The following is a 15,334-nucleotide window of genomic DNA, read 5'->3' on the forward strand; positions in this document are numbered from 1 at the left end:
CTCGTCTGAGCGTGTGTGGATCAGTTGGCCAGCGCCACGAGTCTCGGGTAGGCGAGTTGCCCTTCGTTGCGGGCGATCACGTGAACGCTGACGTCAGGGAGGGCTTCCTTCAGAGCTTCGTACCCGGCCGTATATACGAGTTCCTGGGCGCTCGCGTCAGGGGGCAACCACCCGATCAGCAGTCGTTCATGGCGTCGGGCGCCATTGGGCGTGGCGAAGGACAGCTCGTGGACGATCAGCCGTGCCTGGTCGGTCGGTAGGTTCTGAAGCAGTTCGTCTTGCGTCCAGTTGGCCTCGGTCTCCGGCACCAGGGCACCCGAATCGAGCTCGAGGACTGCGGTATTCACGTCCCGCAGCTCCTTCACGTGCCGACAGGCCTCCAGACAGCTTTCTGCTACGCGCACCGGGATGCTCACGAGCTTCCCCTCTCGGTCGTGGATGTCACAGGACGTCAACGGAGCCAATGCCGTCGGAGATACGCACCGCGATCCGTGGCCGCAGCCGGCCCGCCGGGCGAGCGCGAGGCACGGCCCGTGACGTCCAACTGATCGTTTCAGAATGAGTGGGGCTGTGGGTCTTGGGTCGACGATCTTGGTCGGCATGGTGGCCGGGGTGCGTGCTGATCTTGTTCCTGCCGACCTGTGGGAGCGGGGAGCCCCGCTGCTGCCGCCCACTCCCGAACGCCGCCGTCGCCACCCCGGTCGGCTGCGTGTTCCCGACGGAGCCGCCGGTCAGCACCGGCGAGGGAGCCATCGGGCGGGCCCGGTTCAGGAGGCGAGGTGGCAGGATGACGCGGTGTCCGACTCTCTCCGTGAACCGTGGCTGCGTGGCATCGCCTTCAACGCCGCGGCGCCCGCCGACGTACTGATACGTCTCCTGGACGAAGCGGCCGGTGAGGCCGGCTTGCTGATGTGCGAGGGCCGCGACCTGCCCGACGCCGCCATCGACGCGGCCCTCCGCCACCCGGTCGAGCGGGTCCGACGCGCCCTCGCCCGCAACCTGCACGTCGACCCCGTACGACTCGCTCCCTTGGCATCGGACCCTTCGGGACTCGTCCGTGCGTATCTCGCCGGCGGCACCCGGCGCAAGCCCCGGTGGGTCCGGCCCCTGCCGGTCGACATCCTCGTCACCTTCCTCACCGCCCAGGAAGGAGGCGAGGACGGCAGGGTCACCGAAACGGAAATCGTCGGGGAGCTCTGGTCCTCCCGGCAGGTCCCTCCGTCCTTCCCGCGGGACATGGCCGGTCACGACCACCCCGCACTCCGTCTGTACGCCGCCTACCAGTGGCGGTCGCTCACCGCTGCACAGCGCGATGCCCTGCTCGACGACCCCGACCCCGCGGTGCGGAAGGCGGCGCGGGAGACCAGCTGGGTGCTGGACCCGGAGGCGGTGGAGGCCAGGCTGCCGTCCATCGGATCGCGCCACGGGTGGTCCGTGCTCAGCGCCTATGCGCTGTCACCCGCGGTCGTCGAGCTGTGCTTCGCGGACGACGAGGTGTACCCGCTGGCCCTGAACCGCCATATCCCGGCCGACGCCCTCGCCCGGCTCGCCAGCCACCCCGATGCAGAGATCCGCAGGCTGGTCGCCACGCGGCCCGACCTGGGACCGGCGGCGGCGGAGCTGAGGCAGGATCCGGACGAGGACGTGCGGATGCGTGCCCGCCTCCAGCCCTCCATCCGTACCTGGGCCGAATTCGAGGCGGTCCAGAGTGTGGTCGATCACGGTCGCGACTGCACCTGCCCGATCACGGAGCCGGCCACCGAGCTGTCGCCCGACTGGTACGCCACCTGCGCGGCGTCCGAGGAACCGGTGCTCCGCCGGGTTGCGGCGAGCTGGCCCGGCCTGCCCGCAGAGCTCGTCGGGACACTGGCGCTGGACGATGACGAGGAGGTACGGATCCGGCTGGCCTGCCACCACCCGCTGGCTCCGCCGCGCCTCCTCCTGGACGTCTTCGTGACCCGCCCGGCCCACCGTCCGCACCTGCTGACCCTGCCCGCGTTCCCCCGCACCGGCCGGACCCACCTCATCGGCCACCCGGACCCGGAGGTACGCGCCCTGGCCGCGGCCGACCCCGCCCTGCCCGCACCTCCGCTGGAAGACCCCGACGATGCGGTACGCCGGGCAGCCGCCGCCAACCCGACCCTGACACCGGAGACCCTGGAAACCCTCCTCACCGACCCTCGCACCGCAGAGGGCGCCGCGGCCAACCCGTCCCTCCCCGTCCCCCGCATGCACGCGCTCCTCGACGAATGCCTGAACAGCGCCGCCACCCCACCGACGGCGGCCCGACGCTGGGTCAGCACCGCCGGGGTTCTGGCGGCCGTCAGTGGGCAGGGGCCCAGAAGGCAGCCAGGTCGCCGTCGCCGGGGTTGATGCCGTCCCACCCGCCCGGAAGGTCCACGACCACGACGCCCGACGTCGGGAGCCCTTCCCTCAGCCGGTCCAGCAGGTTCGTCGGGCCGGTTCCGCACAGGGCCGTGGCCAGTTCGTGGATGCCGGGGTTGTGGCCGACCAGCATCACGTGACTCACCCCCGATCCGCGCTCCGCCAAGACGGCGGCCAGTGTGTTCGGGGCCTCGTTGTAGAGCCTGTCGTCGTACACGGTGGGCGGCACATCCGGGAGGGCCAGGGAGATCAGCTGCCATGTCTGGCGTGTTCTTCGGGCCGGGGAACACAGAACCAGTCGGGGTGCGAAGCCCGACTCGGCGAGCCAACGTCCCGTCTGCGGCGCGTCGGCCCGGCCGCGGTCGCTCAGGGCCCGTTCGAAGTCCTCGGCCGCGTGCTTCGGCACGGCCTTCGCGTGGCGTACCAGCAGCAGTCGGCATGCGGCGGCCGTGTCGGAGGCAGAGGATGGCGTGTGGGGTGCGGAACCGGAGGACATGGCCACCTCCTTCACGGCGGTACCGGTACAGACCCATGGTGCGGGGAGGACGGGGAGTACGCCTCCTCAAGCAAGCAGCGGCGGTTGGCCGGGCGACCCGATCCCATCCGGTCCGGTCCGGTCCGGTCCGGTCCGGTCGGGTGTCGCCGCTGTCGTCAGGAATGTCGACACCGCGTGCCGGGCACCCCCGCTCGAGGACTTCTGGCGTGTCGCCGGCTAGGAGGTCTTGTCGATCACGTCTGGGACGTGCTGTGCACGGGAAGACTCGGGCCCTCAGCCTTGTCGCAGGCGGCAGCGGTGCCGCTGCCGGGTTACGGTCCGGGGTCGTGGTGGGAGCGGGCGACGGGGTCAGGGAAGCGGGCGGGAGTGATGGGCTGACAGTTGTCACTGGTCGGTCTGGGTGACATCGGCCGCTTGGTCGTCGCCCGGTACGGTTCCGTCCCGCTCCGGCTCGTCCGGTGACCGTCCCAGCGGCTCCGGTGGTCCTGGCGTCGGCGTTCCGGCCGTCCTCAGGAGGGCAGGTTCTGTTCCGCCCACACCACCTTGCCGGTCACCGTGCGGCAGGAACCCCATCGGCGGCACAACATGTTGATGAGCTGGAGACCTCGGCCTCCCTCGTCACTGAGATCCGCGTGCTGGATCTGGGGCAGGTCGGGGCCCGTGTCAGAGACCTCCACGACAAGTCGGTCGCCGCGCAGCAGCCGGAGTCTGCCGGGCCCGTTGCCATAGCGCAGGGCGTTGCCGACGAGTTCGGAGACGACGAGTTCGAAGACGTCGGTGAGCTCCGTCAGATCCCACTCGGCGAGCTGGTCCGTGACCAGGCTCCGGGCGACGGACGCCGCTCGCCCTTCCTGCGGCAACTGCCACTCGCGCAGGTCGGCCGGGGTGTCGTCCGAGACGGCCGTGGCGACGATGAGTACGGCCTCGTCGAAACGGGTGGCGTCGGCCGGGGCGCGCTCGATCAAGCCGCCGGCTTCGAGAGCCTCGGATGCCAGGCCGCACGCCGTGGAGCGCAGAGACTCCAGCTGGTGGTCGATGTCCGCGCGCCGGGACTTGACGAGCCCGTCCGTGTACATGACCAGGTTGCCGCCCCTCGGCACTTTGACACGGATCGGGTCGTACGGGATCACTCCGGCCCCGAGCGGCGCGCCGACGGGTACGTCCACGAACTCGGCGGAGCCGTGTCCGTCAACGAACAGCGGCGGCAGGTGCCCGGCGCTGGCCAGCGTGTAGGTGGAGTCGGCCGGGTCGAACACGGCGCAGAGGAAGGTGGCGACCTGCTCGTCCTCCAGGTCACGCGTGGCGAGGTCGAGCCGGGCCAGGACCCGCTCCGGAGCCATGTCCAGGGTCATCAGGGTGCGGGCCACCGTCCGCAGACGTCCCATCGTGGCGGCGGCGGGCAGCCCGTGGCCCATGACGTCGCCCACCATGAGGGCCGTACGTCCGCCGGGCAGGGCCATGATGTCGTACCAGTCCCCACCCACGCCGTGGTGCGCCGTCGAGGGCGCGTACTCGGAGTGCACGCGCAGCCCGGGCGTCACCGGGGTCGCGCGCGGCAGCAGTGCGCGTTGCAACGAGACGACGTGCTCGCGCTCGCGCCCGTACAGCCGGGCGTTGTCGATGTAGACGGCGGCCTGGGAGGCCAGCTGTTTCACCAGTGCGAGGTCTGTGGTGGAGAACGGTGGTGTTCCGGGGCCGCGGACGAAGTCCGCGCTGCCGAGCAGCAGCCCGCGGGCGATCAGCGGCACGGCGAGATAGCTGTGCACTCCGGCGGCTCGCATCTTCGCCGCGGCGCTCTCCGTCGGCGCGACCTTGATGAAGTCGTCGTTCCTCATGCGGCTGACCAGCACTGGCTTGCCCTGTCGCAGACAGTAGCGGTGGAGCAGCGTCTCGTGCGTCTCTTCGGCGCGGGCGGAGGTCTCGCCCACCGGAGTGGGCTCCAGGGAAGACAGCTCCTCGACGGCGCACAGCGCGGTGGCCCGCATGAGCGGGACACCCGTACCCGTCCACTGTGCGCCCTCGTCGCCCCGCAGGACACTGTCCAGGATGTCGACGGCGGCGCCGTCGGCGAAGCGGGGCACGGTGAACTCGGCCAGCTCTTGGGCCGTGCGTTCCAGGTCGAGGGTGGTGCCGATCCTGGAAGCGGCGGAGTTCAGCCAGGCGAGCCGACCTCGCGTGGTGAGCCGGTCGAGCGGGACCTCGCCGCCACCCCGGGCGAGTCGTCTGCGGGCTCCGCCCGAGCGGTGCGCCACGGCGCCCTTTCCGGCCGAAGCGCGGGCGGCCAGGCGCCGCCTTCCCTCGCCGCCGTTCATTCTTTCGACCTCCAGAACAGGAACTCGATCGCTGTTGATGCTCAGCATGCACCCTTTTTCGGCCGATCGGCCGACTTCCGGCCGGGAACTCGGCCGGTACGACGCGGAGGGGAGGAGGCGGTCCTCCGGATGCAGGCGCGCCCACTGGAACTGGACCTCCGGTCCTCGAGCGGAAGCCCGACCGGCCTGCGCGGGCCTTCCACCGCCGGGCAGGCGAGTGAGCGGAGCCCCTCCTGGTGGCGCCAGGCCGGCTGTCAGGGCCGGTCCCGGGGCGGCGCGCGCCTAAGATCACCGGGGCGTGGACGGCGGACGAGACACGGGAGAGGCGGCGGACATGGCGAACGAGCGCGTGTACCTGGTGACCGGGGGCGGAACGGGTATCGGGGCTGCGACCGCGCAGTCGTTGGCCCGGGCGGGACACAAGGTGGCGGTGTCCGGGCGCCGCCCCGAGCCGCTACGGCTGGTCGCCGAGGAGACCGGCGCCCTGCCCGTACCGTCGGACATCGGCGATCCCGCCGCGGTCGCCTCGCTCATCGAGACGGTGGTCGGCACGTACGGGCGGCTCGACGGTCTGGTGCTCAACGCCGGCATCGGGCGGGGCGGCGGGGTGGGCGAGGTGACCCTGGAGGACTGGGAGGAGGTCATGCGGACCAACCTCACCGGTCCGTTCCTGCTGCTGCGCGCCGCGCTCCCGCACCTGCTCGACGCCCGCGGCGCGGTGGTCGCCGTGGCCTCGGTGTCCGCCCTGCGCAACGGCGTCGGCAACGCCGCCTACGCCACCTCCAAAGCGGCGCTGCTCCAGCTGTGCCGCTCGCTCGCGGTCGACTACGGGGGCGCGGGGCTGCGCGCCAACACCGTGTGCCCGAGCTGGGTGCGCACCGACATGGCCGACCGCCGAATGAGCCGATTCGCCGACGAGGCGGGCCTGGCCGGGAACGGTCTGGAAGCGGCGTACGAGGAGGTGACCCGGGTCCTGCCCGCCGGGCGGCCCGGTGAGCCGCACGAGGTCGCGGAGGCCATCGCCTGGCTGCTGTCGCCCGCCGCCTCGTTCGTGAACGGTGCGACGCTCACCGTCGACGGCGGCGCGACCGCACTCGACCCGGGCACCCTCGGCTTCGAGTTCCGGCTGGAGCCACGCGCCCCGCGAGCCTGACCGACAGCCACGGCCGAAATGACCGGTCACGCTCGTCGACCGCGTTCGAGCAGCGCACAGTCGTCGTCCCGGCCGGCAACAGTCCTCCCGCGCCGATGAGGACCGCCGGCACCGTTCGGCACCGGCACACCCGACGACAGGGAGCCACCTACTCAGGAAGCCACGTAACGGAACTCCGGTCCGTAGTTCTTGCCGCTGCCGTCGGGCAGCGCGCGCTTCATCAGCTCCCGGGCGGGCGGCTTCAGCCCGAACATCTTCACCACCGCGTCGTCCAGCAGGTCCGTGGCTTGGGCAGGGTCGTCCTGCTGCCACACCAGTTCGAGAAGCCGCAGCATGTCGCTGTAGACGCGATTGCACTTGTCGAGAAGAACCGTCACGTCGGCGGCGGGCGCGCCGGGCCCCGTCCGTGGCCAGCCCCCCTGCGGCACGATCCCCATGGGGAGGGTGGGAGGCATGGGGACGGGTGGGCCCTGGAAGTCCCACACATCAGGATGGCCGGGCGGGTGGATCAGTTTGCGTCCGTGCAGGACTTCCAGGAAGGCGTAGTAGTGGGCGAGCTCGCCCGATGCCGCCTCGTTCGGGTGCGGGTTCCGGGGGGACACGGACGTCCCCTCGCCCTGCTCCTTGATGACAGCGACTGCCGACTCGACGGCGCCGAGCGTGGTGAGGGCCACGAGGTTGTTCCCCGAGCCGTGGTGCGACATGTCCCTGCTCACCTGCCGAACCCCGGTGATCAGGCGCGGGCTCGCGCGCAACGCGTCCAGGATCGCGGTGTAAAAGGCTCCGATCGAGGTGTACGCCGGGGCCGCCCGCACGATCGGGTCGTCGGGCTCCTCGATGCTCGCGTACATGGCGACCGCGTCCTTCGTCAGCCCGCCCAGGAAGACGGTGAGTTCGGGCCGTACGCCGCCGGGCAGCGGGCCCGGGTACGCCGGCACCAGCGTCTCGTCCGCGAGGCGGGGCGAACCGCCGACGGTGGTGAGCAGGTTGCAGGCGAGGCCGAGGTGCGACATCTCGTCGAACACGATCGTGCGCAGGGCGCGGAAGACCTGGGTGTCTCCTCCGCTCGGGGTGTCGATCGACCACATGCCGCAGAGGTACGGCGGGAGCGTGGCGAGTTCCAGCAGGACCGCCTGTTGTACCGCGTCCTTCAGCCACTCGGCGTCGCGCTGCTCCGAGGGCCGCCGCATCAACTCGACGATCCGATTGCTATGCGTGTACTGGACGGCTTTCACCACCGGCCTCCTTCTGGACGAGTCCCCCGCCGTCGATCGTCGGACCGCGCCGTACCGTCGTTGCCGTCATCGCAGAGGTTCATCCCTCCCCACCACCGTTCTTCGTCGCCCGAGTGGGATCGTCCTCGCGAACCGGAGGCAGCCTCGTACGCGGGCTCCCCTGGGCGTGCGCCTCCGACCGCAGGGTCTCCGCGACGACGGAACGGGGGCCTGCCGCCGGAGCCCGGCTAAGGCCCAGGAGACGCTGGGAGGTGCCGCACAGCACCGCGGGCTCGCCGACGGAACTCCAGACGGAAGTGACCGGGCAGCTGAAAGGCGGACTGCCGTGGAGGTGAAGGGGGGATTCATCTGCCGTTCCTGCACGCTTTTCGTGAGACACGAGAACGGGAAACGGTTTCCACCACCCCGCCCATCATAAAACGGTGAGCCGCCGGGGGCCTGTCGTCGGAAACGCGTCCGCATGCCCGACGCTCCAGAGGCCCCACTCCCGCAGCGCGCAGGCCGCCGGTCACAGCCACGAAATCGGCACCCGAGGCCCCTGCCTCTCCTGGCCCCCGCTTGGTGGTCGAGCCTCGGCGATGCCCCGTGGACCAAGTGGTGATCGACGCCAACAGCAAGCTCGTCGTCGCCGTCGGCCTTCCTCTGCCCGGCAACCGCGACGACTGCCGCCGACGCCCGGGCCAGGAGCGCCTGACGCCTCAGCAGGAAGCCCCCCACGCGAGGCGACCTCTAGCCCCGGCGGTCCCCGAGGACGCCAGGGGGGCGCGGTGCCACCGGGCTCGTCTCGGCGAGGTGGGCGTCCATGGTGGCGTTCAGATCGGTCATGAACTGCTCGAACTGTTCCAGGAGCTGTGGCGGGTAGGGGGACATCGCGGCATCGAGGCGGCCGGCGAGCGGGCCGAAGAACTCGTCCGCCCGCTCCTGGATGTGCGGGCCGCCGCGCAGGGTGACGATGCGTCGGTCGGAGTGCTCGCGGGTGCGGGTGATGTGCCCGGCCGCTTCGAGGCGGTTCAGAAGCGCGGTAGTGGCGCCCGTGGACAGGGAGATGCGCTCGCTCAGCCGGGCCGGTGACAGCGGGGTCCCGCGTTCTTCGGCGGCGGCGATCTCCAGCACCGCGGTCGCGTCGGTGGAGTGCAGGCCCAGCCATGCCGCGAAACGCCGGCTGAGCTCGGCGTAGTGGCCGCCGTAGATCCGCAGCCCTTCCATCAGTCGCTCGCGCCGCGCCGCGACACCGTCGCCCATCGCTTCCTCCACCGGGCCTGCCACCTCTTCTCTCCTGCCGGGCGTCCAGGTGGGCGGCCCGCTTTGACAACCTACCTTCACCACTTTACCTTCACGATGGAATTACTTCATCATGGAGGTATCTGGCGTGCGTGACCCGTCCCCCACCCCTGACGAGACGACCGAGCCCTACCGGTGGCGGTGGCTGATCCTGGCGGTGATGATCGTCGCGGAGATCATGGATCTCCTGGACGCCTCGATCGTCAACGTCGCCGGGCCGGCCCTGGAGGACTCCCTCGGCGCCGGTTCCGTCGGACTGCAGTGGGTGATCGGCGGCTACGCCCTCACCCTGGGCGCCGGGCTCGTGCTCGGCGGCCGGCTCGGCGACCGCTACGGCCGGCGCCGGATGTTCCTGATCGGCCTGGCGGCCTTCACCGCGACCTCCTTGCTGTGCGCGATCGCGCCGAACATCGAGTCGCTGATCGCCTTCCGCCTGCTGCAGGGCACCGCCGGAGCGATGCTGCTGCCCCAGGGTCTGGGTCTGCTGCGGGAGAACTTCTCCGGCCCCGAGCTCACCAAGGTCTTCGCGATCTTCGGACCCGTCCTGGGCCTGGGCGGCATCATCGGCCCGGTCCTGGGCGGCTTCCTCATCGAGGGCGACTTCTTCGGCCTGGGCTGGCGGTCGGTGTTCCTGATCAACCTGCCCATCGGAATCGCGGCGCTGATCGTCGCCGCGAAGTTCGTACCCAAGAAGGCGGGCGACCTCACGGTACGGGTCGACATGACCGGCGCCGCACTGGTCGTGGCTTCCTGCGCCCTGCTGGTGCTGCCGCTCAATCAGGGACAGGAGAACGGCTGGCCGCTGTGGACATGGCTGTCCATGGCTGCCTCGGCGATCGGTTTCGCCCTCTTCGCCCTCCAGCAGCGCCGCACGGCCGGCGCGGGCCGCGAGCCGCTGGTGACCCCGGGCCTCCTGCTCCGCAAGCCGGCCTTCACCGTCGGCCTCGGCGGCATCGCCCTGTTCTTCGGCGGACTGATCGGCACCCAGCTCGTCCTGACCCTGTTCCTCCAGATGGGCCGGCACTTCACCGCCGGCGACGCGGGACTGGGCAACCTGCCCCTCGCCGTGGGAACCGCCATCGGCGGCGCCATCAGCGGCGCATTCCTCGCCGACAAGATCGGCCGCAAAGTGCTGCAGATCGGACCGCTCGTCCAGCTGGCCGGCGCGGCCGTGCTGTGGTTCGAGCTCGACGGCCTCGACACCGCCTCGTTCTCGATCTGGGACATCGTTCCCGGCACAGCGGTGGCGGGCATCGGCGCCGGCATGGTGATCGCCGCCCTGTTCAGCTTCATCCTCGCCGCGGTCGACGACGACGAGATCGGTTCCGCCTCCGGCGTGCTGTCGGCCGTGCAGGCCATAGGCGGCTCCATCGGCGTCGCGATCTTCGGCTCGGTGTTCTTCGCCCAGGCCAAGACCGGTGACTTCACCGGCGGATTCCACCGCGCGCTGATCGTCCAGGCATGCCTGCTGACGGCGTTCCTCGCGATCACCTTCCTGCTGCCCGAGACGGGCCGCCCCGACGACGAGCAGCACGGCATCGCCACCGAGCCCGCCACCGGCTCCGGCGCGAAGCAGCACCTCACCGTGTGAAACACAGCTGGGGAGAGCGCCCACGGAAGTCGTCACCGAGCGCCTCTGGGAGGCGTGGGACCTCGACGGCGAGCACCACGGAGAAGGCCGCCGGTTCTCTGGTCGCACGGACACCTATGTCCACGACGACGACGCCAAGTGGCCAGCCAGAACGTCAAGGGGCACACCCGCGACGTTCACCTATGACCGCAACCGACTGCTGAGCGCGTCGGTGGCCGGCACGTCGTACGTGGTGTCGACTGGGCCGTCCTGGAGGCGGGCCTCGGGACGGCGCTGCCATCGGACTTCCGCTCGTTGGCGGAGGCGTATCCGGCCCTGCTCGTCGACGACCTCCTGATGGTGACCGTTCCCCGGCCCGGCACCGAGGCGTCATGGGCGTCCGGGTCGAGGAATGACGAGATCCTCCAGGATCTGCACGAGATGGGCGACACCGGGGACTACGTTCCCTTCCCTCGACCCGGTGGCCTGCTGGGTTGGGCGAGTTCCAGCTCGGGGGGCGATCGCCGTGGGTGTGCCTTCCCGCTGAATTGACCGCCTCGTACACCCTTGCCTTCGTTGCCCCGTCAGTCCGTCCCCTCAGAATGTGGCGGCGCTCACAGAGCGAACCCGTGATGATCCGGCATCCGGTTCCGCTGGGTTATCGGGAGGCCCGGAGAACCGGCGCCCCCGAGAGCCACGGAGGACCGGGAAGAACCGCACCGGTTCGCGCACGAAGGGTGGAACCGATGAACCACGTCAGCCACACGCTGCGGGCCGCCGACATGAGCCGGTACGCCTCCGCGTTCGCATCCCGCGCGACCGCACAAGCACGGCTCCCCCTCGACTTCTCCGCGACCAGCCTTCGGATCGTCGATCGCGTGGTGGACGGGCTGCGGCGCGGGGCCGACGACCCGGTCGCGGCCGCGCCGATCCTCCACGAACTCGGCGCGTACGTCGGCGAGGTACTCGTCCGTCAGGCCCGCGCCCGCTGGGTCGACTTCGACGCCGCGACGTCCGAGCTGTTCCGGCAACCGGTCGGCGTCCGCATGCCCGACGGACTGGCGTGGAACCCACTGGGCAAGGTGGTGAACCGCTTTGAGCTGGGCCCCGACGAATCCGCCTACGAGTTCTTCCTGTTGCTCCCGGGGCGTGCACGGCGCCCGCCGCTGTCTCGGGGTGCGGCCGACGACCGGCGGCCACGTAAGGTGAAGCACCGGACAGCGTGACGCGGATAGACCGAAGGAAGATCATTTGAGGGCGGACGACCCCGCTCTGCAGCATGCGGTGGAGCGTGCACAGGACGGTGACGACGAAGCGTTCGCCGACGCGTACCGGATCGTGCAGCCTGGGCTGCTGGGATATCTGCGGGGACTCGTCGGCGATTCCGCCGAAGACGTCGCCTCCGACGCCTGGCTCGAGATAGCCCGCGACCTGGGGCGGTTCCGCGGGGACGGTGCCGGGTTCCGCGGCTGGACCGCGACCATCGCCCGCCACCGCGCGCTGGACCACCTACGGCGCCTGCGCTCCCGACCCTTAACGGCCCCGTTGGAACAGGACGTGCTCGATCCGCCCGCCCCGCGGGAGACGGCAGGCGAGGCCCTGGAGGCGATATCCACCGCCGAGGCACTGGCCCTGGTCGCCGGGCTTCCCCGGGACCAGGCCGAGGCGGTACTGCTGCGGGTGGTCATCGGGCTGGACGGACCCGCGGCGGCCCGAGTGCTGGGAAAGCGGGTCGGAGCTGTACGCTCCGCCGCGCACCGCGGACTGAAGCGGCTCGCGAAGGAACTGAAGGGATGAGAGGTGACAACGGTATGCGGGAACACGACGACATCGAGGCGGCACTGGCCGCTGCCCTGCGGCCCACGGACGTGGACGACGCCTCGACCCGAGCAGCCGTCACCGCGTTCCGCACGGCCCGCGACACGGGCCTGCACACGTCTCGGCGCACCCGACGCCGCGAGGACTGGCGTCCCGCATCGGAACGCCGCAGGGGACGTTCGCTGAAGACCGCACTCGCAGCGCTGTTCGCCAGCCTCACCCTGGGCGGCGTAGCGATCGCCGCGGCCGTTCCGCTCGACCTCTTCGACGAGACCGAGGCCCGCGAACCCACACCCCACCGCAGCACCTCCGCTCCCCTGCCGTCGGAGGAACCCGCAAGCCCGCGGCCCGAACCCCCACTCGCAGGTTCGTCGCCCCCTCCCCGAGCCCCCGCCACACACCCCGTTCCCCACGCCATCGCCACCGCCACCGCCACCACCACCCAGTCGGCGTCGACGGGCGAGCCGCTCTGTCGCGCGTACGAGAAGGCCCTGGGCCACGGCAAGGCCATGGAAGCCGCGGCCTGGAAGCGTCTGGTCGCCGCGGCCGGCGGCAAGGACGTCCTGGCGTACTGCGACTCCCTCCCGACGTCCGAAGCCACGGCCCCGCCCCCGGTGTCCGGGAACAAGCGCTCCGATCCCCTCTCCAAGAGTCCCTTCGACATCCCCGCAGCACCCGAAGCCGGCGATGCGACCCGTCACCCCCATGCGCCTGCCGGGGATACGCCGGCTGCCGGGCGCGGTCGCTGACCACGAGAATCGCCTTCGGGGTCATCGAATCCTCTGGGCCGCCCATGCGGGGGGACCGTGTCCGGCGTTCCCCATGCGGTTCGCGGATTCGCCACGCATGCTCGAAGCATGTCCCAGGTGACCACCACCGACCTGTACGAGGTCACGATGGCGCTCTCGTACCTGCGGGAGGACATGCGCGCACCGGCCACCTTCAGTCTCTTCGTGCGCGACCTCCCACCGGGGCGCGGATTCCTCGTCGCCGCGGGACTGGAACCGGCCCTCGACTACCTCTCGCGCTTCCGGGTGAGCGGCTCCGACGTCGAGGAGTTCGCGGAGACGCTGCGGCGGCCCGTGGAGGACCTCGCACCGCTTCGCGGTCTGTCCTTCGACGGCCAGGTCCGTGCGGTGCCCGAAGGCCGGCTCGTGTTCGCCGGAGAGCCGCTCCTGGAGGTCACGGCACCGCTGCCACAGGCCCAGCTCGTGGAGACGTATCTGCTGTCGCTCGTCTGTCATCAGACGGCGGTCGCCTCGAAGGCGGCCCGGTGTGTGCTCGCCGGCGCCGGTCGTCCCCTGGTGGATTTCTCCCTGCGCCGCTCCCACGGTCCGGAGGCGGGCATCCAGGCGGCCCGCCTGTGCGCACTGGTGGGCTTCGCCGGTACGAGCAACGTCGCCGCCGCGCGCCGGTACGGCATACCGGCGGCGGGCACCATGGCCCACTCGTACATCGAGGCCTTCGGCTCCGAGGAGCAGGCGTTCCGCGCCTTCGCCCGCACGCATCCGGGCCCGGTGACCTTCCTCGTCGACACCTACGACACCGATCGCGGCGTCGCGACGGCCGCACGCGTGCTCGCGGACCTCGGGCTCGGCCCGGAGTGCGGGATCCGCCTCGACAGCGGCGACCTGGGCGCCCAGGCCCACCGGGCCCGTGCCGCCCTCGACGCGGCGGGGCTGCGCGACGTGCGGATCATCGCGAGCGGCGGTCTGGACGAGTACGGCGTCGACCGGCTCGTACGGGAAGGGGCGCCGATCGACGCGTACGCCGTGGGGACGAAGGTCGGCACGGCCGCCGACGCCCCGTACCTGGACGCGGCGTACAAGCTGGTCGAGTACGACGGCCGTCCCGTCATGAAGCTCTCGGCCGCGAAGGCGACCGCTCCGGCCCCGAAGCAGGTCTTCCGCGATCCCGGCCTCAACGACGTCATAGGCCTGACGAACGAGGAGCCGCCCGAGGGCACGGAACCGCTGCTGCGGACCGTGATGCGCGGCGGGCTCCGCACGGAACCGCCCGCCACCCTGACGGCCTCCCGTACCCGCTTCGAGACCGACGTCGCCGCGCTACCGGAGGTTGCCCGGCGCATCGAGGACCCGGTGCCGCCGGCGCCCGTGGTGTCGACCCGGCTCGCGGTCCTCACGACCGTCGTACGCCACCGCACCGGGGCGCAGACCGGCTCCGGGCGGACGGCGCCCGGATGAGGTGGCTCCCCGTACTCGGTACTCGCGGGAGCGGCGCTGGTCCTGCTCATTCCGACCACGGGCGAGTCCCGGTCCCGGAGGGCCGAGGCAGCGAAAACGGGCGATCCTGAGAGGTGGGAGGCGTCGGACTCACGTAGGAGCGGCACGACCCGGCAAGGAAGTGACGATCATGGAAATCCAGCGCGGTTCCTACCCTCCGGTGATGGTGACGGCCGCACTCGACAAGCCGCTCTCCCGCTGGCTGTGGCTGGTCAAGTGGATCCTGGTGATCCCGCACTGGATCGTGCTGATCTTCCTCTGGATCGCCTTCCTCGTCGTCAGCGTGATCGCGTTCTTCGCGATCCTCTTCACCGAGCGGTTCCCGCGGGGTCTGTTCGACTTCAACCTCGGCGTGCTCCGCTGGTCCTGGCGCGTCTCGTACTACTCGTACGGCGCACTCGGCACCGACCGCTACCCGCCTTTCAGCCTCGGCCCCGAGCCCGACTACCCGGCCCGGCTCGACATCGCCTACCCGGAGCGGCTGTCCCGCTCGATGGTGCTGGTCAAGTGGTGGTTGCTCGCCATCCCCCACTACCTCGTGATCGCCTTCTTCAGCGGCGGCATGCGCGCCGCCGGCTGGTGGAGCGGCGGCCTGATCACGCTCCTCACGCTCATCGCGGGCTTCTCCGTGACCTTCACCGAACGGTATCCGCGCGATCTGTTCGCCCTGATCGTCGGGCTGAACCGCTGGGTGCTCCGTGTCGCCGCCTACGCGAGCCTCATGACGGACGCCTACCCGCCCTTCCGCCTCGACCAGGGCGGCGAAGAGCCGGTCGCTCATGAAGCCCGCTGACGCCTCCGCGGGCGGGCCCCAGCCGTGCCCGTGACCAGGCTGGGGCCC

At 71.0% G+C, this 15,334-nt stretch carries 13 protein-coding genes; 8 read left to right on the forward strand and 5 right to left on the reverse strand.

Annotation, left to right across the window (positions count from 1 at the left end):
* Window positions 1-20: 20 nt before the first annotated feature.
* Entirely contained in the window at window positions 21-416 is a 396-nt protein-coding gene (locus ACIBG6_RS07610) for a hypothetical protein (RefSeq protein WP_399221639.1), read from the reverse strand.
* 379 nt (window positions 417-795) lie between these two features.
* Between ACIBG6_RS07610 and ACIBG6_RS07615 the strand changes: the two genes are divergently transcribed.
* Entirely contained in the window at window positions 796-2,373 is a 1,578-nt protein-coding gene (locus ACIBG6_RS07615) for a hypothetical protein (RefSeq protein ID WP_399221641.1), read from the forward strand.
* On the opposite strand, the gene ACIBG6_RS07620 is transcribed toward ACIBG6_RS07615, so the two are convergent.
* Both ACIBG6_RS07620 and ACIBG6_RS07625 read right to left on the reverse strand, forming a co-directional pair.
* Window positions 2,324-2,881, reverse strand: coding sequence for a SixA phosphatase family protein (locus ACIBG6_RS07620; RefSeq protein ID WP_399221643.1), 558 nt, complete (start codon window positions 2,879-2,881; stop codon window positions 2,324-2,326). The genes ACIBG6_RS07615 and ACIBG6_RS07620 overlap by 50 nt on opposite strands.
* A gap of 509 nt (window positions 2,882-3,390) precedes the next feature.
* Window positions 3,391-5,193, reverse strand: coding sequence for a SpoIIE family protein phosphatase (locus ACIBG6_RS07625; RefSeq protein ID WP_399221955.1), 1,803 nt, complete (start codon window positions 5,191-5,193; stop codon window positions 3,391-3,393).
* Window positions 5,194-5,527: 334 nt separating this feature from the next.
* Here ACIBG6_RS07625 and ACIBG6_RS07630 point away from each other — a divergent pair, with 334 nt between their 5' ends.
* Entirely contained in the window at window positions 5,528-6,346 is an 819-nt protein-coding gene (locus ACIBG6_RS07630) for an SDR family NAD(P)-dependent oxidoreductase (RefSeq protein WP_399221644.1), read from the forward strand.
* 152 nt (window positions 6,347-6,498) lie between these two features.
* Here the strand turns inward: ACIBG6_RS07630 and ACIBG6_RS07635 are convergent, their stop codons facing one another.
* Both ACIBG6_RS07635 and ACIBG6_RS07640 read right to left on the reverse strand, forming a co-directional pair.
* A complete protein-coding gene (locus ACIBG6_RS07635) occupies window positions 6,499-7,581 on the reverse strand; it encodes a ferritin-like protein (RefSeq protein WP_399221645.1) in 1,083 nt (360 codons plus the stop codon).
* 729 nt (window positions 7,582-8,310) lie between these two features.
* Window positions 8,311-8,823 (reverse strand): MarR family winged helix-turn-helix transcriptional regulator, encoded by a 513-nt coding sequence (locus tag ACIBG6_RS07640; RefSeq protein WP_399221956.1) that lies wholly within the window; start codon window positions 8,821-8,823, stop codon window positions 8,311-8,313.
* A gap of 127 nt (window positions 8,824-8,950) precedes the next feature.
* On the opposite strand from ACIBG6_RS07640, the gene ACIBG6_RS07645 reads away from it, so the two are divergent.
* The 6 genes from ACIBG6_RS07645 to ACIBG6_RS07670 all read left to right on the forward strand — a co-directional run bounded on the left by ACIBG6_RS07645 (window position 8,951) and on the right by ACIBG6_RS07670 (window position 15,286).
* Window positions 8,951-10,453 carry an MFS transporter gene (locus tag ACIBG6_RS07645; protein ID WP_399221646.1) on the forward strand — a complete coding sequence of 501 codons (1,503 nt, stop codon included), beginning with the start codon at window positions 8,951-8,953 and terminating at the stop codon, window positions 10,451-10,453.
* 725 nt (window positions 10,454-11,178) lie between these two features.
* The gene (locus ACIBG6_RS07650) at window positions 11,179-11,658 is read left to right on the forward strand and encodes a hypothetical protein (protein WP_399221647.1); all 480 of its coding nucleotides are present in this window, start codon (window positions 11,179-11,181) and stop codon (window positions 11,656-11,658) included.
* 25 nt (window positions 11,659-11,683) lie between these two features.
* Window positions 11,684-12,229 (forward strand): RNA polymerase sigma factor, encoded by a 546-nt coding sequence (locus tag ACIBG6_RS07655; RefSeq protein WP_399221648.1) that lies wholly within the window; start codon window positions 11,684-11,686, stop codon window positions 12,227-12,229.
* Window positions 12,226-12,999: a hypothetical protein gene (locus ACIBG6_RS07660; RefSeq protein ID WP_399221649.1), complete on the forward strand. Its 774-nt coding sequence runs from the start codon at window positions 12,226-12,228 to the stop codon at window positions 12,997-12,999. Before ACIBG6_RS07655 ends, ACIBG6_RS07660 begins: the two co-directional genes overlap by 4 nt.
* A 108-nt stretch (window positions 13,000-13,107) precedes the next feature.
* Window positions 13,108-14,454, forward strand: a complete 1,347-nt coding sequence (locus ACIBG6_RS07665) for a nicotinate phosphoribosyltransferase (RefSeq protein ID WP_399221650.1) — start codon at window positions 13,108-13,110, stop codon at window positions 14,452-14,454.
* 169 nt (window positions 14,455-14,623) lie between these two features.
* Window positions 14,624-15,286, forward strand: coding sequence for a DUF4389 domain-containing protein (locus tag ACIBG6_RS07670; RefSeq protein ID WP_399221651.1), 663 nt, complete (start codon window positions 14,624-14,626; stop codon window positions 15,284-15,286).
* Window positions 15,287-15,334: the final 48 nt, after the last annotated feature.

This window comes from Streptomyces sp. NPDC050842 (genome assembly GCF_044456565.1).
GTDB lineage: Bacteria > Actinomycetota > Actinomycetes > Streptomycetales > Streptomycetaceae > Streptomyces.